The following is a 23,820-nucleotide window of genomic DNA, read 5'->3' on the forward strand; positions in this document are numbered from 1 at the left end:
AAATCTTTTTTTATAAATTAGATTTCTGTCCCGCTCCCATTCTGAAGTAATCAAGACATCTAACCTTCTACATCAAACTGATTATAATTCATAACTTGATACAGATATCCTTGTTCATTTAACAATTGGCTATAACTGCCTTGTTCTAATATTTGCCCTTCATTCATTACAATGATGTGATCAAATTGATGCAAATATTTTAATTGATGGGTAACGATAACTATCGTATCTTGTTTGTTAAATAATCTTTCCATTATAATTGCTTCATTTGTATCATCTAATGACGCTGTTGGTTCATCCATCAACCATATGTGTGCATTTCTCAAAAACAGTCTCGCAAGTGATAATCTCTGTCTTTCTCCACCTGAAATATTTTCTGCATTTTTAGTTAGCATTTGATCTAATTGCATATGTTCTAAATTCACACTTTTTAGCACAGCTTTCATTTCATCATCATTTACATCAATGAGTAAATTCTCTCTTACTGTTCCTTCAAAGTAATGATTGTGCTGCAACATTGTATTCAATTGGTCAAAATACTGTTCTTTATTCAAGTTTGATAGTGATTGATTTCGATATGACAATGCACCTTGATGTGATTGATATAAGCCCATTAACAAATTCAACAACGTTGTCTTGCCTGAACCTGATGGACCGATAATAGCAACTTTCTCACCTTCATTAATTTCAAATGAAATATCTTTCAAAGTTGCACGTTCTTGATAGTCATATTTAAATGTTAATCCTTCAGCTTTATAAAGACTGTCACTATTCACATGCGCTGTTGCCACATCATTATTTGTATGATTAATCACTTCTTCTATATTTGCTAGACTACTCGCAGTATCTGCTTTATAAAATGCAACATTCGTCATCGGAATCGCTTGTTCAAATAACGTTATTGTAATCATCAACATACTCGCAAAGAACACAGCATCTAGCTTACCGTCTAGAATTTGCCAAATACAAAGTATCGTCATCAACCAAATACTGATCATAGATGTTACGTTTAACATAAAATCATACGTACTTAAAAATCTCTGCTCTTTATATTTTTCAGCTTCGTATTGATGTTGTTTATTTAATACTTGATCTTTAAAATATTTACCTCGTTGAAATCTATTTAATTCTGATTGCCCTTTTTCAAAGTCATAATATGTTGCGATATACGCTTCCTCATGTGATTGCACACGTGTGGCTAAATATTGTGCACGTCGCGCTGACAATGTTGGTATTAAAATGACTGAAATAAACATTGAAAGACCAATTATAATGCCAGAATAAATATTGACTTGAATCATAACTAATATTGTTATCACTGTCGTAATCAATATGACTATCGGAGGATAATACACGCGCAATAATATATTCTGTAATCGTTCTACATTGTTAACCATTTGTGTAAGCAAATCACTCGTACGATATTTTCTAAAGATGTTTGGAACAATAGGAATTAAATAATTAAATAACTCTACACGTATATCTCTTAACATCGTAAAGGTTGATCGGTGTGAGTATAAACGTTCAAAGTAACGTGTTATTGCTCTTACAAATCCAAATAACTTAATGGATACGATAAGTATCATAAGTGCATAAAGCGGTGTCCCGAGTGCACTTTTTGAAATCATGTAACCACTTAATGCAAACATACCAAGTGCTGTTAACATACCAACTACACCAATTAATATGGAAAGGTAGAAGTCTTTATCAAATTTAATGGTTAATTTCTTCATAGTTGGTCACCACCTTCACTAGGATTCCCCACTTCAAACGCTTCGCCATCCTCGACCTTTATAAAGTGCGTTGCATATTTAATGACTGATGCACTATGCGCAATTGTAAGTACTGTTTTTTCCTTTGCAAACTGATTAACCGCATTTACAATTAATTGCTCAGTTTGAATATCTAAACCTGTCGTTGGTTCATCAAAAACAACAACATCTGGATTGAGTAACAGGATACGTGCAAGTTCGATTCTTCTCATTTCTCCACCTGAAAGCATTTCATATCCATCACCAATCATCGTATCTATACCTTTGTTCAATTGATTAATTTTATCTGTAAGTCCAACTTGATCTAACACTTCTAAAACTTGCTGTTCATCATCATTTTGGAACATCGTGACATTTTCTTTTAAAGTAGCGCTAAAAATATAAGGTCTTTGGGATAAGTAACCCAACTTTAATGATTTTTTATAATAAATCGCACCTTCATTGGGACTTAATTCATTAAGTATTAATCGAATGAGTGTTGATTTCCCTGCACCACTTTTACCAATGATAGCTGTATGACTATTTTCAATAATATCTAAATTCAAATGTTTGATAGCGAAATCCGAACGCTCTGGATATGAAAATGATACATCTTTAAATTGTATGATTTTATCAGTTTCCATTTTAGAATCAACTTGAATTTCTTTCTGTAGTTCTTGATTTTGGTTTATATCTTCTATAATTTCAATATATCCTTCACTTTGTTTTCCTGTGTGGAAAGCTTGCCCTAAATCTTTAATCGCATTATAAAATTCAGGCGCTAATAATAATGTAATCACTGCCACTAAAAATGAAACATCGTGAAAAACAATTAATCTTAGTCCAACTTCTAAAGCTACGATACCTATCCCAAGCATAGAAATAAATTCCAACATCAAACCAGATAGGAAAGCACTTTTCAAAATATCCATCGTTAAATCTCTAAAAGACGTGCTAGATTGATGAATTTTATTCGTTGTTTGTTGTGTTCGATTAAACAACTTTAATGAAACAAGTCCTTTTGTTAAATCAACAAATTCTGCTGCAAATCGATCTAATGATTGCATCTGATTTTTCGCTTTATCTCGCGTTCTCAATCCGAAAACAATATAGAACAAAGGAATAAACGGAGCAGTAATCATCATTATTACCGCTGCTGGCCAATGAACAAACAGCAATGTAATGATAATAACAATTGGAATGATTGTTGATTTAAATACTTGAGGTAAATAAGATTCATAGAAAGGATGAATTCCTTCTACTGCTTCTGTAAGTATAGTTACTTTAGATTGTTGTGATGCTTTATCCATTAATTGATGTCTAACATCCCTTTTCACTTTATAAGAAAGCTTCTGTCCTGATAATTGATTAAAATAATTAAAACACGCCCTAAGTAGTAAGACAGCTAACAATACACCAATCCATACATATAAATGACCTTGTATAGATTTATGGACGAGCATTTGGTTAATTACTTTACCTAAATATATATTTTGAACGACAACCGTTATACTAAGTAATAATGAAAAAATAAACATTAAGAATTGTAACGATTTATACTGCATACTATACTTTGTTAAATCTTTCACAATGTCACCACCTTTCTACATTATAACGCCTAAAATTTAAAAATAAACTAAAATGTACTATTAATATATTAGACGAGAGCACACACTTTTTTATGGATGAAATCCGCTAACGAGATTGTTTTTACTTTCTATCTCGTTAGATTTTCTAACGGGATTGTTTCCCAGAACTATCTCGTTAGCCCATTGTTTTCTCACTTTTTGTAGTAAAAACGGGCTTTTGATATGTACATTTCTTCGCTAACGAGATTGTTTTTACTTTCTATCTCGTTAGATTTTCTAACAGGATTGTTTCCTAGAACTATCTCGTTAGCACTTTATTTTTTCACTTTTTGTAGTAAAAACGGGACTTTGAGGTGTCCTTTTTCCCGCTAACGAGATTGTTTTTACTTTCTATCTCGTTAGATTTTCTAACAGGATTGTTTCCCAGAACTATCTCGTTAGCCACGCTTCAATGTTGCATGTCGACCTCCACTTGCAATGTTCAACGCTTCAATGTTGCATGTCAGCCTCCACTTGCAATGTTCAAGCGCTCAATGTTGCATGTCGACCTCCACTTGCAATGTTCAACGTTCCAATGTTGCTTGTCAGCCTCCACTTGCAATGTTCAACGCTCTAATGTTGCATGTCAGTCTCCACTTGCAATGTTCAGCGTCCCAATGTTGCATGTCGACCTCCACTTGCAATGTTCCCCGTCTCAATGTTGCTTGTCAGGCCCCACTTGCAATGTTCATCATATTTTTATTGCGGACTTCCACAAAAAGCATGCGCATAAAAAATGCCGACTAATATATCATTTTGTCGAAATTCTAAAATGTACTATTAATATATTTCATATTATAATGCAATATTTGGTACAATAGCGATACAGTGATTGTCGATTGATAACCACAGACTTTCATACAAAAAGAGGAGTAACTAAACTATGTTCATATTAGAATTAATAAAAGCAATTATCTTAGGGATAGTAGAAGGATTAACAGAATTTGCCCCTGTTTCTTCTACTGGTCATCAAATTTTAGTAGATGACATGTGGCTTAAATCAAAAGAGTTTTTAGGGAGTGAATCTGCTTTCACCTTTAAAGTTGTCGTTCAATTAGGATCTATTCTTGCTGCAGCTTGGATATTTAAAAGTAGATATATAGAAATGTTACACATCAAGAAGAACGAACAGAAAAAGCATCATTTAAAATTATCACATATTATCGTTGGTCTTGTGCCAGCAGGTATTCTTGGATTATTATTCGATGATTTCATCGAGAAACATTTATTCAGTGTACCAACTGTTTTAATAGGATTACTACTCGGTGCAGTTTATATGATTGCTGCCGATATTTATTCAAAACGTGTCACAAATCCACATACAGTAGACGGTATGAATTATCCAAAAGCATTCGTTATCGGATTATCACAAGCGATTGCACTATGGCCTGGATTCAGTCGTTCTGGATCAACAATCTCGACTGGTGTATTTCTAAAATTAGATCACAAAGCAGCATCAGATTTCACATTCATTATGGCAGTTCCAATTATGTTTGCTGCAAGTGCAAAAGCATTGTTAGGAAATTTAAAATACATCACGGTGGATCAAATTCCATTTTATATCGTTGGATTTATTGCCGCATTTGTTTTCGGTTTAATATCAATTAAATTATTCTTGAAACTCATTAACCGAGTGAAATTAATACCATTTGCGATTTATCGAATCATTTTAGTTATTATCATCGCAATTGCTTACTTCGGTTTCGGCATCGGCTCTAACATTTAATACCTCAATTAATCTACAGTTTCAAACATGTAGTGAAAGGGTATTTGTATAAGATATATTAATACAAACTGATACGGAGGAATTATTCATGAATGATAAAGTAAAATTAGTCGTTAATACGTTACCATTAGTCTTAGTACCACTTATTCTAGAACGAAAAAAAATCAAAGATCATCCAGATGTTAAAAACGTCACAGACACAACAGTAAATATTTCTCATAAAGTTAAAGATAAATCTATTGCTACAAGAGACGTTGTCGTAGAGAAATCACAACCTGTGAAATCTTATGTCGTTCAAAAGAAACGTCTTTATGATTACAACAAACAAATGAAACAACCTTTTAAAGAAGAGAAAAAAGAAGAAAAATTGAAACAAAAAGAAATCGATCAATTAGATAAAAAACTTCAAAAAAATATTCAAAACAGAAACAAAGAAGAAGAAAAAGCACGTAAAGAAAATAAAAAAGAACGTCTTAAATCTTTAGAATATTATCAAAACCAAGAAAACAAACAAGCTAAAAAAGGTCAAAAACTAGAAAAAGAAAACAAAAAAGAGGTAACTAAATTGGATAAAAAACTTCAGAAGAACATCGAAGAAAGAGAACAACAAGAGCAACAACTTGCTGAGGAGAATAAACAAGCACGTATTGATGAAATTAAAGAATATGAGCAACATGATGCACAAGCAGTAGCAACTTCAGAATCAACTGAATCAGAATCATCAAAAGATGAATCAAATACTGCAACAACTACAACACCAAATATTCAAGCGCTGATTGACGAACGTGTAAGAAACGAGAAGCCAGAAAATAAAGACCACGCTTTATTTAATAAACATAAAGCATCTATGGCGGAACACATTCAAGCATTTCCGTATGAACAACATACAATTTACCATGACCAAAATAAAAAAAGATTACGTCGCAATAAATGATTGAACGTATCATTATAGATGGAGATGCTTGTCCTGTTACAGATGATATTATACGTATCGTCGAAAACACTGGCATCTCTGTTTTAATCATCAGAAGTGTAAATCATTTTTCTTTAGCAGAATATCCTGACTATGTATCTACTATATATGTTGATCATGGTGTGGATAGTGCTGACTTCCGAATTGTTAAATTAACTACTGGTGAGGATATTGTTGTTACACAAGATTATGGTCTGGCAAGCTTACTATTAAATAAAGCTCAACATGTTATTCATCATAAAGGTTATGAATATACCACACAGAATATTGAACAATTGTTAACACAGCGGCATATTTCCGCTCAAGTGAGACAACAAGGTGGTAGAACGAAAGGCCCTAAAAAGCTAACACAACAAGACCATGATATCTTTTCAAATTTTTTAAAACAGCTTATAAAAAAATAAGAAGTGAGACAGAAATCAAATGTGATTATTGATTTTTGTCTCACTTCCCTATTCTAATAATTGTTTTTTAGCTTTTTCCAAATTCACTTGGTCTAGTTCTTTCATTTGTTCTAACTCTAATCTCATTTTTTCTGTTTCAAGTAAATAATTTTGATGTTTACTATTTTCAAGTTCCAATTCGTCTTTAACACGCTGGGATTTTATTTTTTCAATTTTGACCATTTTATCTTGATAGTTTTTAATTAATCCAGCTACTGTAGAAATAAAAACAATAATCACAACCATTAAGAATACATTCATATTCAAACCCCCTAGTCATTTTATTTTAATACATATATGGAAGGAGCAATATACATGAAGAAAATAGCAGTATTTTGTGGTGCAAGTAATGGAAACGACCCGGTTTATACTGAACAAGCCTATGCTTTAGGTAAATATTTAGCAGAGAATCAATATGAGTTAGTTTACGGTGCTGGATCAACTGGTATGATGGGTGCTGTTGCAAACGGCGTATTAGAAAACGATGGCATTGCCATTGGTGTCATGCCAAGATTCCTAGGAGAGCGTGAAATCGCTCATGAAAATTTAACAGAATATCATGTTGTTGAAACAATGCACGAAAGAAAACAAATGATGGCTGATATGGCTGATGGTTTTATTATGTTACCAGGTGGTGCGGGGTCATTAGAGGAATTCTTTGAAATCTATACATGGTCGCAAATTGGTCTCCACAATAAACCAATCGGCGTATTTAATATTAATCATTTCTTTGAACCTTTAAACCAAATGATCAACCACTTGATTCAAACAGAATTTGTAAGTAAAGATTATGAACATCTAGCAATCATTAAAGATAATCTTCCAGATTTATTCACGAAAATGAACATGGCTCAACCTGTTAAACTTCGAGATTATCAGAAATAGCTTTAAACGTATGTTCATCGTAAACATCTATATGATTCATCTTGAGAAGGGCTGTCGTAACACCGACGCCTTCTTTTTTATTACCTGAAAAAGTGCCATCATAAATTGCTGATGAACCACAAGATGGGCTATCACTTTTCAGAACGACTGTTTGTGCATTTAAGTCTTTCATAACTGAAAGTGTACGTTTAGCACCTTGTTTGAATTGTTCAGTCACATTTTGACCGGATGTTGTAATGACTTCAGCTGTATCATTCCAGACGTCATATCCATCTCCGTCTACAATTTCAGCTGGCTCTCTTGGCACTTGTAATCCACCAAGTATTTCTGGACAAACTGTTATTGCTTGGTCATCATCAATTAAACGTTTATAAAATAAATCTAATTTATGATTTCCATCATATCTCACACGTTCACCTACGAGACACGCACTAATTACAATCATATTGACGACTCCTTATAAGGATTTATAATATAAAACATGTGCTGCCAAAGTTTCATCATGAATCACTTTTGGATGCAAGAAATCTCTAATGTGTTCCATTTCTAACTTCTCCATTACACGTCTAGACGGCTTATTAATTTCAGAAGTAAAACTATACACTTCATCAATTCCTTTTTCTTTCGCATATGTTAGGACGGCCTCTGCCGCTTCAGTAGCCAATCCATTGCCCCATACTGTCTTATCTAAACGCCAACCAATTTCATAAAAAGGCAATTCCGGAAAGCTCATTATGCTTCCCTTTGGTATGTAATTTAATCCAACCATACCGATAAATGTTTGCGTTTCTTTTAATTCCACCGCAAATAAACCAATGTGATATTGGTCAATAACTGTTTTCATTTGTTCAACAATGTTTTTAGTTGCTTCATAGCTTAATATATCCGGAAAGTATCTTCTTACTTCGGCATTAGCATTCATTTTTTGAAATGGTGCAATGTCTTCGTCTTTCCAATTTCTTAATATTAAACGTTTTGTTTCAATGTACTGATCCATTAGCTTCACCAACCTTTATCATATTAAAAAAAGGATGTACTATTATTTTAGCACATCCTTTCAAAAATTATGACCTTACAGAACTTCGAATATGAAATCTTTTACCTGTTGGTCCTTCGATACTAAACATACCACCTTTACCATCCACAACGTCTAGTTCTAAATTAGTATGTTTCCAATATTCATACTGTTTCTTATTCATATAGAAAGGTACACCTTCTATTTCACCTAACTTAACATCGACATCTCCAATAATTAATGTTCCTTCAACAAAAAGCATTGGAGAACTACCATCACAGCACCCACCTGATTGATGAAAGATGAGATTTTCACCGTGTGTCTGTTTCAAACTACGTATGAGTGATTTAGCTGTTTCAGTGGCAGTTACTTGTTCTAACATTTAGAACAGTCCTGCCGGTTTCTCGTCATAACTTACGAGTAAGTTTTTCGTTTGTTGATAATGATCTAACATCATCTTATGATTTTCACGGCCAATACCACTCATTTTATAACCACCAAATGCCGCATGTGCTGGATAAGTATGGTAGTTATTCACCCATACACGTCCGGCTTGGATACCTCTACCGAAACGATAAGCTTTGTTTTGATTTCTAGTCCAAATACCTGCACCTAATCCATACAATGTATCATTTGCCATTTCTAAAGCTTCTTCATCATCTTTAAAAGTAGCTAATGATAATACCGGACCAAATATTTCTTCTTGGAAAATTCTCATATCTTGTGTGCCTTTAAATATTGTAGGTTCAATATAGAAACCATTTTCTAATTCTCCTGATTCTTCTCTAACATTACCGCCAACAAGTACTTCTGCTCCTTCTTGCTTACCTATATCAAGATAACTTTTAATCTTTTCAGCTTGTTCTTGAGAAGTCTGTGCACCAAGCATTGTTTCAGTATCTAATGGATTACCCATCTTAATTTGGTTCACGCGTTCAATACATTTTTCAATAAATGCATCATAAATATCTTCATGAACTAACGCACGAGATGGACAAGTACACACTTCACCTTGGTTTAAAGCGAACATTACGAGACCTTCGACTGCTTTGTCTAAGAAGTCATCATCTTCATCCATAATATCTTTAAAGAAGATATTCGGAGATTTCCCACCTAATTCTAAAGTAACTGGAATTAGATTTTGACTGGCATTTTGCATAATAATTCGACCAGTTGTTGTTTCACCAGTAAATGCAACTTTATTAATGTCTTCATGCGTTGCCAATGCTTGTCCAGCTTCAGCACCAAATCCATTTACAACATTAATCAAGCCTTCTGGTAATAAATCTTGAATGAGTTCAATTAAATGTAAGATTGAAACTGGTGTTTGTTCTGCTGGTTTTAGAACGACAGCATTACCAGTTACGATCGCAGGCGCTAATTTCCAAGTTGCCATCAATAACGGGAAATTCCAAGGAATGATTTGCCCCACTACACCTATTGGTTCTTTAAAATGATAAGCAACTGTATTATCATCAATTTGTGAAATTGCACCTTCTTCAGCTCTAGCAACACCAGCAAAATATCTAAAGTGATCAACAACTAAAGGTAAATCTGCAGCTAAACATTCTCTAATCGGTTTACCATTATCAAATGTTTCAATAACTGCAAGTTTTTCTAAATTTTCTTCAATACGATCAGCAATATTTAAAAGTAATTGCGAATGTTCAGCAGGTGATTTCTTAGCCCACTCAACTTGTGCTTTATGAGCAGCTTTAACTGCTTCATCGACATCTTCTTTTGTAGAACGAGGAATTTTGGCATAAACTTCTCCAGTTACAGGAGAGCCATTATCAAAGTACGTGCCATTTTTAGGATCAACCCATTTACCACCGATAAAGTTTTGATATTTATCTTTCACTTTGTATTTTGCATTTGTTGCAGTTGGATATTCATAAGCCATATTCAAACGCCCCCTTTTATTAGTTACACCTTTATTTTAATTGAGGAAAACGCTATCATCAAACAATACGATTATTACTATTTTAGTATAATTTTTCTTGTTTAAGTGTTTGATGTTGGCCCCGAGAACTTCGCTTGTGACGTTTCACTTGCAACTTACAGTACAAAAGGATGAGGCTGGGACATAATATATTGTCCCAGCCTCTTTTCATTTCTATTGTACTTCTAATTGAGTATTAGCTATGACACGTCCGCCAGATAATACTTCAACTTTCACATTATTATCTGCTTCGTTCGCAATTTTTGTTTTAAAATACCAATCTGTTGTTCCATTTTTAATTCTTGGCTGTACTTCGTCAGATATACCTGGCGCTTGACCGTTAAACATACCGACTTCTTGCCCATCGTTATTCTTAATTGAGAGTTGGAATGATTGATTCTCTAGCTTCGATTCATCAACGTGTACTGTGATTTGAAATTTTTCTTGTTTTTGTACAGTACTTGGCATTTCAAATTCGCCTTTACTTTCATTATTCGAGGATGTACTTTGTTGCGTGTCGGTTGATGAACTACTATCATTTTCTTTCTCACTTGTTGCTTTATTTCCATAGCTTCCTTCAGCATACGTGGATGGATCATACCATTTGTATCCTTGTTTCGCTGTTCCCCATGGTTCTCTTTCGGGTTCGCTACTATTACTTGGTTCTTCGAAGTCTAATAGTTGTGTTTTATCATCCAATTGTGTGTTCATTTCGGTTAAGTCTTCTGAATCATCTTTCTTGTTTAACCATTCCACAATTTGCATAACCATTTTTTTATTATCTTCTTCTTTAAACCCGTCATAGGTTTTCTTCGTTTCACCATTATCTTCGCGTTTATATTTTGGTGACTTATCTTCTATCATTGAAGAATCTCCAATAAATGCACCTTTTCCTTTGGAGACTTTACTTATCGCAATATACGGCCCTTCTTCTTTACCGCCGCCATTATATATACCTTGATCAACAGCATGACTCCACGCATCATCTTTAGATAGTGTTGGTACAAATGCGATGCCTTTCGCTTTATTCGGATCTGTGATGGCTAATGTTGATCCAGCATGCATAGATACTGCATTCACACCGTCTGTAATGCCAAAGCTGTCTTTCTTATCAGCTAAATCATCGACTTTAATATTACCTAAAGCATTATATCTATATCTCAAACCGAATACTTCACTCAAGAAATCTCTACCTTCAACGTCTTTCATTTTTTCTGAAGATTGTTCTTCAGCATTCATACCTTTTGTAGGATTATCAAAAGCACCTCTTCTATAACCATTCATTACTTCAGAGGAATCAAAGCGGTTAAAATTCCTATCTGCATTATAATGGTCACTAATCATTAAAACACTGCCGCCTGATTTTACATATTGTTCAATCGCATCTTGTTCACTTGTTTTTAGAGGATTATTCGCTTCAGGAATGACAACGAGTTGGTAGTTCTTCATTTTTTTATAATCTAATTGTTGATTGTAGCCTAAGTCAGTTACTTCATAGTTTGCTTCTGTTAAAGCATCTGCAAAATCAGAGAATCCACCATTTATGACCCAATCTGCACTACCGGCTGTTTGACCATGTGCACTATCAAATAAGACTTTACCTTTAGTATCACCACTCTTTGGAGATAGTACTATTTTTCCTTCTTTGCCTTCTTGTTCGTTAACACCATTCGAACATGCACTAACCAAAATAGCAAATACACTCATTAAACTCAGCATTAGCAACTTTACTTTCATTATATTCTCCTTTCACATGAAATAAGAGGCCGAGCCTAAATGCTCAGCCTCTTAACTATTATTGTTATTTAAACCACGGCTAACTATGCTTTTCTAATATATGTTAGCAATTTAATTGTTACGGGATCTGTTTTATAGTTATCAAATCCTCTTGGTACTTCGATCGTTGCATCTATAATATCATTCACATCATTAAAGCGATAAGTGACTTGATTAACATTAGATTTACGATCAAATATAACCGCTTCAGATGGCCAACTTCTCACTTCACCAGTAGTTGACTTTAATGTACGACCTGTTATCGATTCGATTTCATGGCCAAGTTCTAATAATGTCAGCTTCTTACCTTCTATTAACACAAAATCTTTTTCATGCACGATGACATCCCTCTTTTCAATTAATCATTCGTTATTTATTCCCTAATACAATTCAATCTAAACGCAACTAAATATCCAGGTTAAATGATTTCACATTGCTTGTAGCATTGTCGAACGTTGATGTATGACTAACGCCACCATTAATATTAAACTTTGCACGTTTATCTTTAATGGCTTTATAAGCTTCAACTGAAATCGGAATAGATTTTAAGCTTTTCGTCTGTTCTCCTGGCTGATATTCGTCTGTATTCTCTTTAGATTTCTTCATATATTTCTCGTTATGAGAATCTGGTATAAAAGATGCATAGTCAGAACGTTGTTCATGATTACCATCTACAATAGATGTTGTATTATCATAGTACAATTTCTGTTTTGACGTATTTTCTGTCGTCACTTCATAAATGACGACATATCCATCTTTTGCTCCATTGAATAAGAGTACTTGACCTTCTGGCATGTTATTCACTTGAAATATTTGAATATGATCAACAACCACTTTCATTCCACGATCTTCAAATTGAAATTGTTTGTTGTTCAAATCATTCATTAAAGTTACATCACCAGTTGTCGAAGTACGAATTGTATTAGGTAGTGGCTTTTTTGCTGATTTGTCACTTGAATCATTACTTGATGTTTCTTTGGATTTGCTAGAATCCTTTTTACTCGTGTCAGATTGACTTGAATCCGATTCACTTTTCAGTTTATCAAGTTCATCTTCTTTATCTTTAATGCTGTCTTTCAACTTCTCATTTTCTTTTTCCAAAGATGCTTTATCTTTTTGAAAATCTTTAGTTGATCGCTCTAAAGATTTGATCTCTTGCTCCAAATTCTTTTGTTCATCATCTTTCCCACACGCAGCTAGAAGTATTACTAAGCTCACCACCAGTAAAAGTGCTTTCTTCATAGGTGTCGCCTCCTATATATAGTCTTAAACATTTTACCACACTACCTGTAAGCTATCTATTGAAAACAGATTAGATACTGTTTCCTAAAACAATCATTTCATCATAATTGACAGATTCTCTTAATTTAATTGCCATTGTACGACTAATCTTACCTTCTTCAGTTAATTGATTAATCATTTCTCGTTGCATTCTTAACGCATATATTTCCATTTCAGTATAAACTGCTGTACGATTTCCTTTAAAATGATTTGGCGTTAGTCGTTCTACTTTATTTAAATAAGAGTCACATACAATACTAATTTCAAATTCATTATCATCATTCATTTCTTCACCAAGTCTTTTTAACACTTGGAAATGAACTTCTTTCGTGATGAAACGCATCTCTTTTAAATTCGCTTCAATTGAAAGCGAACTAGTCGCATTTATGACAGTTTTAATCTTTCTACGACGAAGAAATAGCTTTAACATAAGTTTAGATTTTGTATATAGTGAAGCATTTTTGAAAGTTGATGAACGCTCTGTAATTTGTCTATAGTTGTCAAATGTACTTTGTGAAATTTTATTTTCTTTAATCAATTTATCTAACGTACTGAATTCAGTGTCTATCGCGATACGTTGCATTCGTTCTAATTCTTTAATGTCTTCATCTTTTTCTCCACTTTCTCTCAAGAACGATAATTGCATATGATAGCTACGTGTTATTTTTCCATATACATAGCTTGTTTCTTTACTATAGAACTCTTGTAACTTTTCTAAAGCACCTTCGATCAGTAATATTTTAGCTTCGTTAAACGTCAATTTACTTTGATCTTTCGGTTTAGCTTTAGGTGTAACAAACGGTAATACAATTTGTGCAAGTACTAAACTAATCAATATCACACCTGTCGCAATAAATAACAGATTATCTCTGTATATAAAGTCTGTATGTTGAGATAATTTGAATGGCAACATTAATGCGATAGCTAATGATATCGTTCCATGTACACCACAAATCGTCATGATAAACGCATATTTAAATCGATTTGGTTTATCGACTTGGGATTGTGGTGCAAGATCCGTACCACTATTTAACATTCTAGAAAATCGGCTTTCTGGTAAATAAAAGTATTTATAAGAAACCAATACCCATATATATCTAAATACGTATACGAGTGCTGCTACGATTAATGTCATCTTAATCACGTGAATGACTTCATGTTTTGGTTCTTCTAAAATGTTATACATCACTTCTGGAATTAAGAAACCAAGTAAAATGAATACAAATCCATTTAATAAATAACTTAATAAATCCCATGTATGATTATAGGTTACTTGTTCTTTTGTCGTTGCTTGTGCGATTCTGTCTTTTTCCACGCCATGAATTAATCCAGCAATAACAGCTGCAATAATTCCTGATGAATGGAACGTTTCAGCAACAATATACACTAAGAATGGTGTAATCACCTGTATAAATGTGAGCATGTTCCCATTATTAATGCCATTTCGTGTTAAATACACACGAAGTTGCACAACACCATAACCAAGAATTAGACCAACAACCGCGCCACCCAATGCAGTAATTAAAAATTGTCCAACTGCACCAGATAATGAGAATGAACCACCAACTAATGCGGCCAACGCAATCTTAAATGATAAGATACCTGCTGCATCATTGAGTAAAGATTCGCCTTCTAATATCGTCATTGAGCCTTTTGGCAACATTTTACCTTTAGCAATGGCTTGTACTGCCACAGCATCTGTTGGAGAAACGATGGCACCAATTGCAAAACATGCCGCCAACGGTAATTCTGGCCAAACAATGTGTAGTAGAAACCCAACACCAAGTACCGTTGTAAATACAAGCACAAGTGCCATTGACATGACCGGTTTTAAATATCTTGCTAAGTGTACCCTTGAAACTGATATACCTTCTAAAAATAGCAATGGCGCAATAATACCCACCATAAATACTTCAGATTCAAAATTCAATTCTACTGGAATAGGTGATAAAAATATCACAAACCCAATAATAATTTGAACAAAACTTAAAGGTATCTTAGATATGTAATGATGTATTATTGAACTTAAAATAATGCCCATAATAAACCATAGAAATCCTTCGAATATGGCCATAAAATTCCTCTCTTCTTTTTAAAATAACTTTTTACGCATAATGACTTTCTCAATTTCATAGTCCATCGACTTATTGATATCAATCATCTGTTGATTGTTCGCGTGCACCGTCGAAACGATTGTGTGCGCACCAATTTGCGATGCCCACTTCTCGGCTTCTTGCTTTAACTTTGTTGCAATTCCTTGTCTGCGATAAGCTTCTTCAACAAATAAGTTATAAATTTTGACTTCTTTATTTTGCACTTCAAACTTAGACCAAATAAATCCCACGCATATTTGATTTGAAAAAGCACCTAGTAATAAGCTTGTTTCAAATTCAAGTGCTCGTTTCATCGCCTCAAATTCCAAAGAGATTGCGAGTGTCATACTATGATTTTCATCTTTAAATGAAGATGCAGCCATTTCACTGACTTTATAAATGTCTGTATCCTCATTGATCAAATTAAATTCCAACATATTTTACCTACCTAATGGTTGCCAATAAGCAACTTGATTGCCAATATAAAAATGATTAAAAACATGATTATCTTTAATTGCTTTTCTGGTAATGAAACTGTTAATCGGCCACCTATGAATCCACCTATTCCAGATCCTAGTGATAAACTAATCGCAAACGGCCAGTTAACATAACCTTGAAATATAAATACAAATGTAGATAACGATAAATAAATCGTTATAACGAGTGTCTTTATACATTGCACTTCAGCATAGTTCAGTTTAGGCATGATTAAATTCAAAGCAATGATAAACAAGAAGCCTACTGCTGCTTGAATCACGCCACCGTATACACCTAATGCTATAAATACGAGTACTAGAAGTACTTTTCGAAAAGTCGATAATTCATCAGTTTGATGTTTACTATCTTTCCATTTTGTAGGAATAATCATAATGATTAAAACAAGAAGCATAATAATGCCTAACATGCGGTTAAAAATGGCATCTGGGAGATTTATGGCATAATGTACGCCAATGAAAGAACCTATTATAGCTGGAATACTTAATATAAGACTTAGCTTAATATTTCTCATTCCTTTTATGTAAAACACATATAATCCTAAAAGGTTCTGTACCAATATCGCAACACGATTTGAAGCGTTCGCAATGGTCGTTGGTAAACCGAAAAATATTAGCAAAGGAAGTACGATTAATGAGCCACCTGCAGAAATAATATTAATCGTTCCTGCAAAAATACCTACTAAAAACACAATAAATAACGTCACGATCTCCAAACCCACACCACCTGTCACTTTTAATAATATCGAAAAAAATAACATCTGTAAAAAGTAATAACCTCAAATAAGTAATGTTTTATAATTAAATACTTGGTAAAATAAAACTAATAAACAAAGAAAGGACGCTGCTAATGAAAAAATCTACACGCGATTTAATCATTGAGAACAATGTTAAGCGCCTAAGACTGAACAGTCATGACCGAGAAGTTTACGAAAATTACATTACTTATGTGCGTGCGAACCTCAGTATTAATGCATATAATTCAGAAAAAATGTTACTCAATATATTGAATCATTTATTAAGCGCCGAAAAAGACGGCATGCATGCAATGGAATTTTTCGATCACAATCCAAAGCAGCACGCCGATAATTTAATTAAAAATATGCCTAACCGCACATTTCAAAATATATTTAAATTTATTGGATTACACATCCTTATCTTGTTAGGTGTATTTTCATTTATAAGAGGATTTACAGGATTCTTTACACAGATTGAACATACTTATTTATATACGTTTCTTATTACATTCGTCACAGGGTTTACAATGATATTCATATTTATTTGGATGATTTTTAAAGTCGTGCAGATTAGGATTTATAGCGAATCGAATTGGACCACACTTATCACAAACACATTGATCGCCGGAACACTCATTTTAACTATTCTTGCATTCTTTCTACCAAGTAATTATTTACAACTTGGTCCAAAAATCTATACATCCAACTGGCTATATATTATTTTATCTTTTGTCCTAACACCATTAGGTTTATATATCGACCATTATAGAAAAATCAATCAACCTGACATTCGTTAAGGTTGATTGATTTTTATTTTTTAAAAGTGTTCATTAACAATGGCATATAAATAATGATCTTTCCATTCACCTTTAATTCTAACGTTCTTTCTATTTAACCCTTCCCTAAGCATGCCCGCCTTCTCTAATACTTTCCATGAGCCAATATTATCCGGTTGCACACCCGCTTCAACTCTATGAAATCCTAATTCATTAAAGGCTATTTTTATCACTTCTTTAGCTGCAAAAGTAGTAATCCCCATCCCACTATATTCTGCATCAAGTGCGTAGCCCATCATACAACTTTGAATACTATGTCTTACAACTGAAAATAAATCAATCGTTCCGATAACTTTATTTTCTTCTATATGAACCATCACATAATGATAACCATCATCGTTGTTCATTTCATGAATTTGCTTTTCTATATTTTTCCGATATCGCTTCAATTGATAATCTGAATCGGTTTTATTAGAACCTGAATATGTTTCAAACAATTCTCTATTACGTAAATCCAAATCTAGTAATGCCTTTGCATCTTCTAACTCTACTGGTCTAACTTCTATCATGATGCACCCCCGAATGGTTAATAAATTAAGTATACACAATTGCTCATTAAAACGATAAATATACCATTTCTATTTTTTCTTATCTTTTCGCTCGGATTTGATTGAATTTTTAAAACTTTCTGACTATAATGGCATATATCACACAAGGAGGTATTCATTTATGACACAAGAAAATTGGAATAAAGAAACACTCGCCATTCATGGTGGTCAAGTACCTGATCCAGTCACTGGTTCAACTGCAGTACCTATCCATCAAACGACTTCATTTACGTTTCAATCTACTGAGCACGCTCAAAATCTATTCGCACTTGCCGAAGAAGGTAACATATATTCAAGAATCATGAACCCAACAAATGATGTGTTTGAAAAACGCATTGCTTTATTAGAAGGCGGATTAGCCGCATTAAGTGTAGGCAGTGGTCAAGCTGCTATCACTTTAAGTATTTTAAATATTGCTGAAAGTGGTTCTGAAGTCGTTGCTTCAACCAATTTATATGGTGGTACATATAATTTATTTGCTGTCACTTTAAAGAAATTCGGTATAACGGTACGATTTGTAGATCCGAAAGATCCAAATAACTTTAAATCTGCCATTAATGAAAAGACTAAATTAATTTTTGCAGAAACAATAGGCAATCCAAGTATAGACGTGCTAGATATTGAAGCAGTAGCAAATATTGCACATGAAAATGATATCCCATTAATCGTTGATAATACATTTGCGACACCACACTTACTTCAACCAATTAAATTTGGTGCAGATATTGTTGTTCACTCTGCAACAAAATTCATTGGTGGACATGGTACATCTATCGGTGGCGTCATTGTCGATAGTGGTAAATTCAATTGGGATAACGGAAAATTCCCTGGATTAGTAGAACCTGATCCAAGTTATCATGGTGTCTCTTATACGAAAGACGTTGGCGATGCTGCTTATATTACTAAAGCGCGTGTTCAATTATTACGTGACTTAGGTCCTGCACTTTCACCATTTAATGCACACCAATTTTTAATCGGTTTGGAAACATTGCACTTAAGAACAGAACGTCACTCTGAAAATGCTCAAAAAGTTGCAGAATTCCTAGAATCACATGATAAAGTGAGTTGGGTCAATTATCCTGGACTAGAATCAAATCCTTCACATGAACTTGCTAAAAAATATTTACCTCATGGCCAAGGCGCTATTCTAACATTCGGTGTTGATGGTGATGTGGATAGTATACCTAAATTTATTGAATCATTATCACTGTTCTCATTACTAGCAAATGTAGGTGATTCTAAGTCTCTTGTGATTCATCCAGCCAGCACAACACATCAACAATTAAGCGATGAAGAACAACTCGCTTCAGGCGTAACTAAAGATTTAGTTCGACTTTCTATAGGTACTGAATCCGTTGATGATATCCTTCTCGATTTAAAGCAAGCACTTGAAAAAATTCAATAGATAAGTCTAGTCAAATGAATTATCTTTCATTTTTTGATACCATTTAAACATCTTAAGTATCAAGAAGGAGAAGGAAAACATGAAACAATCTGTATATGATTTAACACAACAGCACCGATCTATACGACAATTTAAAGACGAACCTTTATCTAAAGAAACGATAAAAAAATTAGTTCAAGCTGGACAAATGGCCTCTACATCAAGCTATGTTCAAGCGTATTCAATCATTGGTATTAGTGATCCAGAAATCAAAGAAGCATTAAAAGAAATCTCAGGACAACAACATGTTGTTGATAATGGTTATTTATTTGTATTTGTAATTGATTATTACAGACATCATTTAATTAACGAAGCAACTGAAGGAAATATGAAACCAAGTTTAGAATCAGCTGAAGGCCTACTTGTAGGTACAATTGACGTTGCACTTGCTGCTGAAAATGTTGCACTTACAGCTGAAGATATGGGCTACGGCATTGTATTCTTAGGTTCATTACGAAATGACGTTGCAAAAGTAAGTGAGCTGTTAGGCTTACCTGAACACGTCTTCCCATTATTCGGTATGGCAGTTGGTGTTCCAAGTGAAGATGAACAAGGTTCACCAAAACAACGCCTACCATTTGAACATGTTTTTCATGAAAATAAATATCAATCCGCTTCAACAGAACAACTCGAGCAAATCAAACAATATGACGAAGATATCCAAGCATATTATGAACAACGTACAAACGGCCAACGCTCAGAATCATGGTCAGCACAAATCTCTAAAATGATGGGCCAAAAAACAAGACCTGACATATTAGATCGACTCAATGAAAAAGGATTTATTAAAAGATAAAAAGAAGGGAGCGGGACAGAAATCTAATTTATATAAAAAAGATTTCGTAGTCCCGCCCCGGCAAGGATGACTAGATTTGAAAAAAGCTTGTTATAAGCGTATTTTCAACTCAGTCATCTACTGCCAAGATACTAAAAACGGCTGAGACATATATTATGTCCCAGCCGTTTTTATATTGGTGTTTTTTAAATGGAAAGTACTCGCTAACGGGATTGTTTCTTGAAACTATCTCGTTAGATTTTTTAACAGGATTGTTTCTTAAAACTATCTCGTTAGCGGGGTGTTTTCTTATTTTTTGCAGTAAATCAGGCTTTTTTGTGTGCTCTTTTCACTCTAACGAGATTGTTTTCTAGAACTATCTCATTAAATTTTTTAACAAGATTGTTTCTTGAAACTATCACGTTAGCGGGGTATTTTCTTATTTTTTATAGTTCATTCTGGCTTTTTTGTGGTCTCTTTTCGCTCTAACGGGATTGTTTTCTAGAACTATCTCGTTAAATTTTTTAACAAGATTGTTTCTTGAAACTATCACGTTAGCGGGGTATTTTCTTATTTTTTATAGTTCATTCTGGCTTTTTTGTGGTCTCTTTTCGCTCTAACGGGATTGTTTTCTAGAACTATCTCGTTAGAGTGACCAATGTTGCATGTCGACCTCCACTTGCAATATTCAACACCTCAATGTTGCTTGTCAGCCTCCACTCGCAATGTTCAACGCCTCAATGTTGCTTGTCAGCCTCCACTTGCAATGTTCAACGCCTCAATGTTGCTTGTCAGCCTCCACTTGCAATGTTCAACGCCTCAATGTTGCTTGTCAGCCTTCACTTGCAATGTTCAGAGCCCCAATGTTGCTTGTCGACCTCCACTTGCAATGTTCAGCATTTTTTAGCGCTGGCTCCTGACTAAGAAACTGTTTCAGATATACGTCCTTCGCTTAATTTAATCACACGGTCTGCATAATCAAATATTCTTTCATCATGCGTAATCATAATACCAATAGAATCATGTTCCTTAACATTTGATTTAATCATTTTAACAACTTCAATTGCTTTATTTGAATCTAAACTAGCTGTTGGTTCATCTGCCAATATCAATTTAGGATGATTCATCCAAGCTCTCATAATTGCAACACGTTGTTTTTCTCCACCTGACAGTGATTGCGGATATGCTTTTAATCTATGAGATAAACCTATTTCTGTTAATAATTTTTCTGCTCTTTCTTTCGCTTCTTTCTTCTTCATTCCTGCTTTTTGACCTACGTACGTGAGTTGATCTGTCACATTTAAATACGGAATCAGATGTGACGATTGAAAAATAAATCCAATTTGTTTTAAACGCATTTCTGTTAATTGCTTATCTGGTAAATCGACGTAATCAATATCATCTAATGTAATCGTTCCTGAACTTCTACCTAACAGTCCACCTACTATCGATAATAATGTTGATTTTCCTGAACCTGACGCACCATTTAATACAATCAGTTCACCTTTTTCAGCAGTGAATGAAATGTCATTTAATACGCGTGTTGCCGTTTCTTTTTCTCCAAATGTTTTAGTTACGTGTTCAACTACTAACCCCATATTTACTCGCCTCCTATTGCTTCAAGTGGTTCTATTTTCATTACTTTTATAAGAGATAATACAGCGCCTAACAATGAAACGATGATAAATACGACTACCATTAACATCATTAAGTTAACATTTATATAGAACGGCATTGTAACCGGCATAAACGTATCAATCACGCTAATGATTGATATGGCTAATGCTACCCCAATCAATGTAATCATCAAAATTTGTACCATAAGTGACATCATTAATTGGCTATTTTTCGTACCAATTGCTTTTAAAATTCCAAATTGACTCGTTTTTTGAATAGTCATGACATAGAAGAAAGCTGTAATGACTATTGCTGATATGACAAATAAAAATATAATCATCAAGTTTAATGGTTGTTGTTCCGCATTATAACTTGGAATCGCATCGAACATATCTTTTTGAGAAATGACTTTCATATTATCAATGTCTTGAATCTTACTTTCTTGTTGCTTATTTAGATTGTCATACGCTATGAGTGCAGTATGATTGCCTTTAAGTTCCTGCATAGCATCTTCATTTACATATGCCATCGACGTATGTGCATACATAATATTGTCAGAGAAGCCGACAATTTTATATGACTGCTTTCCATCTGATAATTTAATATGATCTCCAACATTAAATCCTTCTGCTTTTAATTTCTTATTTAATAAAACTTCATCAGCTTGCTTCGGTAATGTTCCTTCAGTAGGTTTCGGTTGGATATTACTTGTAAGTTGCGTGAACATTAAATCTAATTTCCCATTATTTGTTTTCACTTTTTGCATTGCAGTTTTAATTGGATCTCCGCCAACAACTGCTTGAACATCATCTGCTTGTTGTTCAGTAATATTGGATTGCATGAGTTGATTGTCAGCATCCTTTGCAATGACATAGTGTTGTTTATTCCATTGTTCTATTCCTGAAACATTCTCTTTTGCCAAGCCTTGCGCTAACGCAGATATAAATAAAACAAGAAATGCTAATAAGAACAGTATTAAAGTCACAAGTAAATATTTAAACTTGTAATACATCAGTTCTTTAAATGCTAATTTCATAGTGATCTTCCCTCTCTCTTTAATGTATATGCATATCATAATTAAGTAATGTGAACTGAATATGAACAAATCAAAAAAAGTCCTTTCGACTTACAAAACGATTTACTCGTTTAATTACCTTTTACTTGATACAATATATCTACTTAATTTAAGTAAAAGGAGAAGATGCACATGATACAATCTGTTTGGCACGGTAAAAAGACTTTTAAAGCACAATCACAATTTGGACATGAAATCATTTCAGATGCGTCCACTGAAAACGGTGGCGATGATAATGGACCATCACCAGTAGAATTAATGTTGAGTGGCTTAGCAGGATGTACTGGAATTGACGTTATAAATATTATGAAAGACAGATTAGTAGATGTAACAGAATTCACAATTACAGTAGATGATGAAAGAGAAGATAGTACATCTAGAGCAGTGAAACACGTCACTTTAATTTTTGATATTGAAGGCGATGTGGATTTAAAAAAATTAAAACGCGCAATCAAGTTAAGTGTCGATAAATATTGTACAGTCGCGCACTCGTTGAAAGCGACAATTGAACCAAAACTCATATTTAACGGTAAAGAAGAAGTCTTGTAATAGCGAATCTTGGATTAACTTCTGAGTTAACTCACGACTTTGCCTTTCTCTTGGATTAACTTCGGCGTTAACTCACGACTTGGGCCTTCTCTTGGATTAACTTCGGCGTTAACTCACGATTTGGGGCGACTCTTGGATTAACTTCGGCGTTAACTCACGACTTGGGCCATCTCTTGGATTAATTCCGGAGTTAACTCACGACTTTGGGCTTCTCTTGGATTAACTTCGAAGT

Annotated in this window: 24 protein-coding genes; 8 read left to right on the plus strand and 16 right to left on the minus strand. The window is 33.8% G+C overall.

The window, feature by feature from the left end; translation table 11 throughout:
* Positions 1-59: 59 nt before the first annotated feature.
* A complete protein-coding gene (cydC, locus tag P3U32_RS10590) occupies positions 60-1,733 on the minus strand; it encodes a thiol reductant ABC exporter subunit CydC (RefSeq protein WP_323703106.1) in 1,674 nt (557 codons plus the stop codon).
* On the minus strand, positions 1,730-3,340 hold the full coding sequence (locus tag P3U32_RS10595; RefSeq protein WP_323703107.1) for an ABC transporter ATP-binding protein/permease: 1,611 nt from the start codon (positions 3,338-3,340) through the stop codon (positions 1,730-1,732). The genes cydC and P3U32_RS10595 overlap by 4 nt, the downstream gene beginning before the upstream one ends.
* A 922-nt stretch (positions 3,341-4,262) precedes the next feature.
* Between P3U32_RS10595 and P3U32_RS10600 the strand changes: the two genes are divergently transcribed.
* The 3 genes from P3U32_RS10600 to P3U32_RS10610 all read left to right on the plus strand — a co-directional run bounded on the left by P3U32_RS10600 (position 4,263) and on the right by P3U32_RS10610 (position 6,482).
* The gene (locus tag P3U32_RS10600; RefSeq protein ID WP_323703108.1) at positions 4,263-5,105 is read left to right on the plus strand and encodes an undecaprenyl-diphosphate phosphatase; all 843 of its coding nucleotides are present in this window, start codon (positions 4,263-4,265) and stop codon (positions 5,103-5,105) included.
* Positions 5,106-5,193: 88 nt separating this feature from the next.
* Complete coding sequence (locus P3U32_RS10605) at positions 5,194-6,039, plus strand: hypothetical protein (protein WP_323703109.1); 846 nt, start codon at positions 5,194-5,196, stop codon at positions 6,037-6,039.
* Positions 6,039-6,482, plus strand: coding sequence for a YaiI/YqxD family protein (locus P3U32_RS10610; RefSeq protein ID WP_416361249.1), 444 nt, complete (start codon positions 6,039-6,041; stop codon positions 6,480-6,482). The genes P3U32_RS10605 and P3U32_RS10610 overlap by 1 nt, the downstream gene beginning before the upstream one ends.
* A 48-nt stretch (positions 6,483-6,530) precedes the next feature.
* On the opposite strand, the gene P3U32_RS10615 is transcribed toward P3U32_RS10610, so the two are convergent.
* A complete protein-coding gene (locus P3U32_RS10615; protein ID WP_323703111.1) occupies positions 6,531-6,782 on the minus strand; it encodes a hypothetical protein in 252 nt (83 codons plus the stop codon).
* Positions 6,783-6,836: 54 nt separating this feature from the next.
* On the opposite strand from P3U32_RS10615, the gene P3U32_RS10620 reads away from it, so the two are divergent.
* Positions 6,837-7,406, plus strand: coding sequence for an LOG family protein (locus P3U32_RS10620; protein WP_323703112.1), 570 nt, complete (start codon positions 6,837-6,839; stop codon positions 7,404-7,406).
* Here P3U32_RS10620 and P3U32_RS10625 read toward each other — a convergent pair.
* The 10 genes from P3U32_RS10625 to P3U32_RS10670 all read right to left on the minus strand — a co-directional run bounded on the left by P3U32_RS10625 (position 7,381) and on the right by P3U32_RS10670 (position 16,714).
* Positions 7,381-7,851, minus strand: coding sequence for a 2-thiouracil desulfurase family protein (locus tag P3U32_RS10625; protein ID WP_323703113.1), 471 nt, complete (start codon positions 7,849-7,851; stop codon positions 7,381-7,383). The two genes, P3U32_RS10620 and P3U32_RS10625, sit on opposite strands and share 26 nt — an antisense overlap.
* A gap of 12 nt (positions 7,852-7,863) precedes the next feature.
* Complete coding sequence (locus P3U32_RS10630) at positions 7,864-8,403, minus strand: GNAT family N-acetyltransferase (RefSeq protein ID WP_323703114.1); 540 nt, start codon at positions 8,401-8,403, stop codon at positions 7,864-7,866.
* Positions 8,404-8,470: 67 nt separating this feature from the next.
* Positions 8,471-8,803 (minus strand): DUF779 domain-containing protein, encoded by a 333-nt coding sequence (locus P3U32_RS10635; protein ID WP_323703115.1) that lies wholly within the window; start codon positions 8,801-8,803, stop codon positions 8,471-8,473.
* Entirely contained in the window at positions 8,804-10,324 is a 1,521-nt protein-coding gene (locus P3U32_RS10640) for an acetaldehyde dehydrogenase ExaC (protein WP_323703116.1), read from the minus strand.
* A gap of 213 nt (positions 10,325-10,537) precedes the next feature.
* Positions 10,538-12,100, minus strand: coding sequence for a Gldg family protein (locus P3U32_RS10645; RefSeq protein ID WP_323703117.1), 1,563 nt, complete (start codon positions 12,098-12,100; stop codon positions 10,538-10,540).
* Positions 12,101-12,183: 83 nt separating this feature from the next.
* Positions 12,184-12,477: a hypothetical protein gene (locus P3U32_RS10650; RefSeq protein WP_323703118.1), complete on the minus strand. Its 294-nt coding sequence runs from the start codon at positions 12,475-12,477 to the stop codon at positions 12,184-12,186.
* A 67-nt stretch (positions 12,478-12,544) separates the two neighbouring features.
* Positions 12,545-13,381: an SA0632 family lipoprotein gene (locus P3U32_RS10655; protein ID WP_323703119.1), complete on the minus strand. Its 837-nt coding sequence runs from the start codon at positions 13,379-13,381 to the stop codon at positions 12,545-12,547.
* Between the two features lie 70 nt (positions 13,382-13,451).
* Complete coding sequence (locus tag P3U32_RS10660) at positions 13,452-15,494, minus strand: cation:proton antiporter (RefSeq protein WP_323703120.1); 2,043 nt, start codon at positions 15,492-15,494, stop codon at positions 13,452-13,454.
* Between the two features lie 18 nt (positions 15,495-15,512).
* The gene (locus P3U32_RS10665) at positions 15,513-15,950 is read right to left on the minus strand and encodes a GNAT family N-acetyltransferase (RefSeq protein ID WP_323703121.1); all 438 of its coding nucleotides are present in this window, start codon (positions 15,948-15,950) and stop codon (positions 15,513-15,515) included.
* 11 nt (positions 15,951-15,961) lie between these two features.
* Positions 15,962-16,714, minus strand: a complete 753-nt coding sequence (locus P3U32_RS10670) for a sulfite exporter TauE/SafE family protein (protein WP_323704878.1) — start codon at positions 16,712-16,714, stop codon at positions 15,962-15,964.
* A 143-nt stretch (positions 16,715-16,857) separates the two neighbouring features.
* On the opposite strand from P3U32_RS10670, the gene P3U32_RS10675 reads away from it, so the two are divergent.
* Positions 16,858-17,541 (plus strand): DUF1129 family protein, encoded by a 684-nt coding sequence (locus tag P3U32_RS10675; protein ID WP_323703122.1) that lies wholly within the window; start codon positions 16,858-16,860, stop codon positions 17,539-17,541.
* 20 nt (positions 17,542-17,561) lie between these two features.
* Here P3U32_RS10675 and P3U32_RS10680 read toward each other — a convergent pair whose 3' ends face one another.
* Positions 17,562-18,089, minus strand: coding sequence for a GNAT family N-acetyltransferase (locus tag P3U32_RS10680; RefSeq protein WP_323703123.1), 528 nt, complete (start codon positions 18,087-18,089; stop codon positions 17,562-17,564).
* A gap of 160 nt (positions 18,090-18,249) precedes the next feature.
* Here P3U32_RS10680 and P3U32_RS10685 point away from each other — a divergent pair, with 160 nt between their 5' ends.
* Complete coding sequence (locus P3U32_RS10685; protein WP_323703124.1) at positions 18,250-19,533, plus strand: homocysteine synthase; 1,284 nt, start codon at positions 18,250-18,252, stop codon at positions 19,531-19,533.
* Between the two features lie 79 nt (positions 19,534-19,612).
* Positions 19,613-20,368 (plus strand): oxygen-insensitive NADPH nitroreductase, encoded by a 756-nt coding sequence (nfsA, locus tag P3U32_RS10690; protein ID WP_323703125.1) that lies wholly within the window; start codon positions 19,613-19,615, stop codon positions 20,366-20,368.
* Positions 20,369-21,267: 899 nt separating this feature from the next.
* Here the strand turns inward: nfsA and P3U32_RS10695 are convergent.
* Both P3U32_RS10695 and P3U32_RS10700 read right to left on the minus strand, forming a co-directional pair.
* The gene (locus P3U32_RS10695; protein WP_323703126.1) at positions 21,268-21,945 is read right to left on the minus strand and encodes an ABC transporter ATP-binding protein; all 678 of its coding nucleotides are present in this window, start codon (positions 21,943-21,945) and stop codon (positions 21,268-21,270) included.
* Positions 21,946-21,947: 2 nt separating this feature from the next.
* On the minus strand, positions 21,948-23,000 hold the full coding sequence (locus tag P3U32_RS10700; RefSeq protein WP_323703127.1) for an ABC transporter permease: 1,053 nt from the start codon (positions 22,998-23,000) through the stop codon (positions 21,948-21,950).
* A gap of 171 nt (positions 23,001-23,171) precedes the next feature.
* Between P3U32_RS10700 and P3U32_RS10705 the strand changes: the two genes are divergently transcribed.
* Complete coding sequence (locus tag P3U32_RS10705; RefSeq protein WP_323703128.1) at positions 23,172-23,588, plus strand: OsmC family protein; 417 nt, start codon at positions 23,172-23,174, stop codon at positions 23,586-23,588.
* The last annotated feature ends 232 nt before the right edge of the window (positions 23,589-23,820 follow it).

It is taken from the genome of Mammaliicoccus sp. Dog046, from assembly GCF_034039665.1.
In the GTDB taxonomy this organism is placed as follows: Bacteria; Bacillota; Bacilli; order Staphylococcales; family Staphylococcaceae; genus Mammaliicoccus.

Excerpts from the sequence above, each read along its gene's own strand:
- cydC (WP_323703106.1), bottom strand. The coding sequence starts at position 1,733 with ATGAAGAAATTAACCATTAAATTTGATAAAGACTTCTACCTTTCCATA.
- P3U32_RS10640 (WP_323703116.1), bottom strand. The coding sequence starts at position 10,324 with ATGGCTTATGAATATCCAACTGCAACAAATGCAAAATACAAAGTGAAA.
- nfsA (WP_323703125.1), top strand. The coding sequence starts at position 19,613 with ATGAAACAATCTGTATATGATTTAACACAACAGCACCGATCTATACGA.
- P3U32_RS10695 (WP_323703126.1), bottom strand. The coding sequence starts at position 21,945 with ATGGGGTTAGTAGTTGAACACGTAACTAAAACATTTGGAGAAAAAGAA.
- P3U32_RS10660 (WP_323703120.1), bottom strand. The coding sequence starts at position 15,494 with ATGGCCATATTCGAAGGATTTCTATGGTTTATTATGGGCATTATTTTA.
- P3U32_RS10645 (WP_323703117.1), bottom strand. The coding sequence starts at position 12,100 with ATGAAAGTAAAGTTGCTAATGCTGAGTTTAATGAGTGTATTTGCTATT.
- P3U32_RS10635 (WP_323703115.1), bottom strand. The coding sequence starts at position 8,803 with ATGTTAGAACAAGTAACTGCCACTGAAACAGCTAAATCACTCATACGT.
- P3U32_RS10620 (WP_323703112.1), top strand. The coding sequence starts at position 6,837 with ATGAAGAAAATAGCAGTATTTTGTGGTGCAAGTAATGGAAACGACCCG.
- P3U32_RS10685 (WP_323703124.1), top strand. The coding sequence starts at position 18,250 with ATGACACAAGAAAATTGGAATAAAGAAACACTCGCCATTCATGGTGGT.
- P3U32_RS10680 (WP_323703123.1), bottom strand. The coding sequence starts at position 18,089 with ATGATAGAAGTTAGACCAGTAGAGTTAGAAGATGCAAAGGCATTACTA.
- P3U32_RS10675 (WP_323703122.1), top strand. The coding sequence starts at position 16,858 with ATGAAAAAATCTACACGCGATTTAATCATTGAGAACAATGTTAAGCGC.
- P3U32_RS10655 (WP_323703119.1), bottom strand. The coding sequence starts at position 13,381 with ATGAAGAAAGCACTTTTACTGGTGGTGAGCTTAGTAATACTTCTAGCT.
- P3U32_RS10605 (WP_323703109.1), top strand. The coding sequence starts at position 5,194 with ATGAATGATAAAGTAAAATTAGTCGTTAATACGTTACCATTAGTCTTA.
- P3U32_RS10700 (WP_323703127.1), bottom strand. The coding sequence starts at position 23,000 with ATGAAATTAGCATTTAAAGAACTGATGTATTACAAGTTTAAATATTTA.
- P3U32_RS10665 (WP_323703121.1), bottom strand. The coding sequence starts at position 15,950 with ATGTTGGAATTTAATTTGATCAATGAGGATACAGACATTTATAAAGTC.
- P3U32_RS10600 (WP_323703108.1), top strand. The coding sequence starts at position 4,263 with ATGTTCATATTAGAATTAATAAAAGCAATTATCTTAGGGATAGTAGAA.
- P3U32_RS10625 (WP_323703113.1), bottom strand. The coding sequence starts at position 7,851 with ATGATTGTAATTAGTGCGTGTCTCGTAGGTGAACGTGTGAGATATGAT.
- P3U32_RS10615 (WP_323703111.1), bottom strand. The coding sequence starts at position 6,782 with ATGAATGTATTCTTAATGGTTGTGATTATTGTTTTTATTTCTACAGTA.
- P3U32_RS10705 (WP_323703128.1), top strand. The coding sequence starts at position 23,172 with ATGATACAATCTGTTTGGCACGGTAAAAAGACTTTTAAAGCACAATCA.
- P3U32_RS10630 (WP_323703114.1), bottom strand. The coding sequence starts at position 8,403 with ATGGATCAGTACATTGAAACAAAACGTTTAATATTAAGAAATTGGAAA.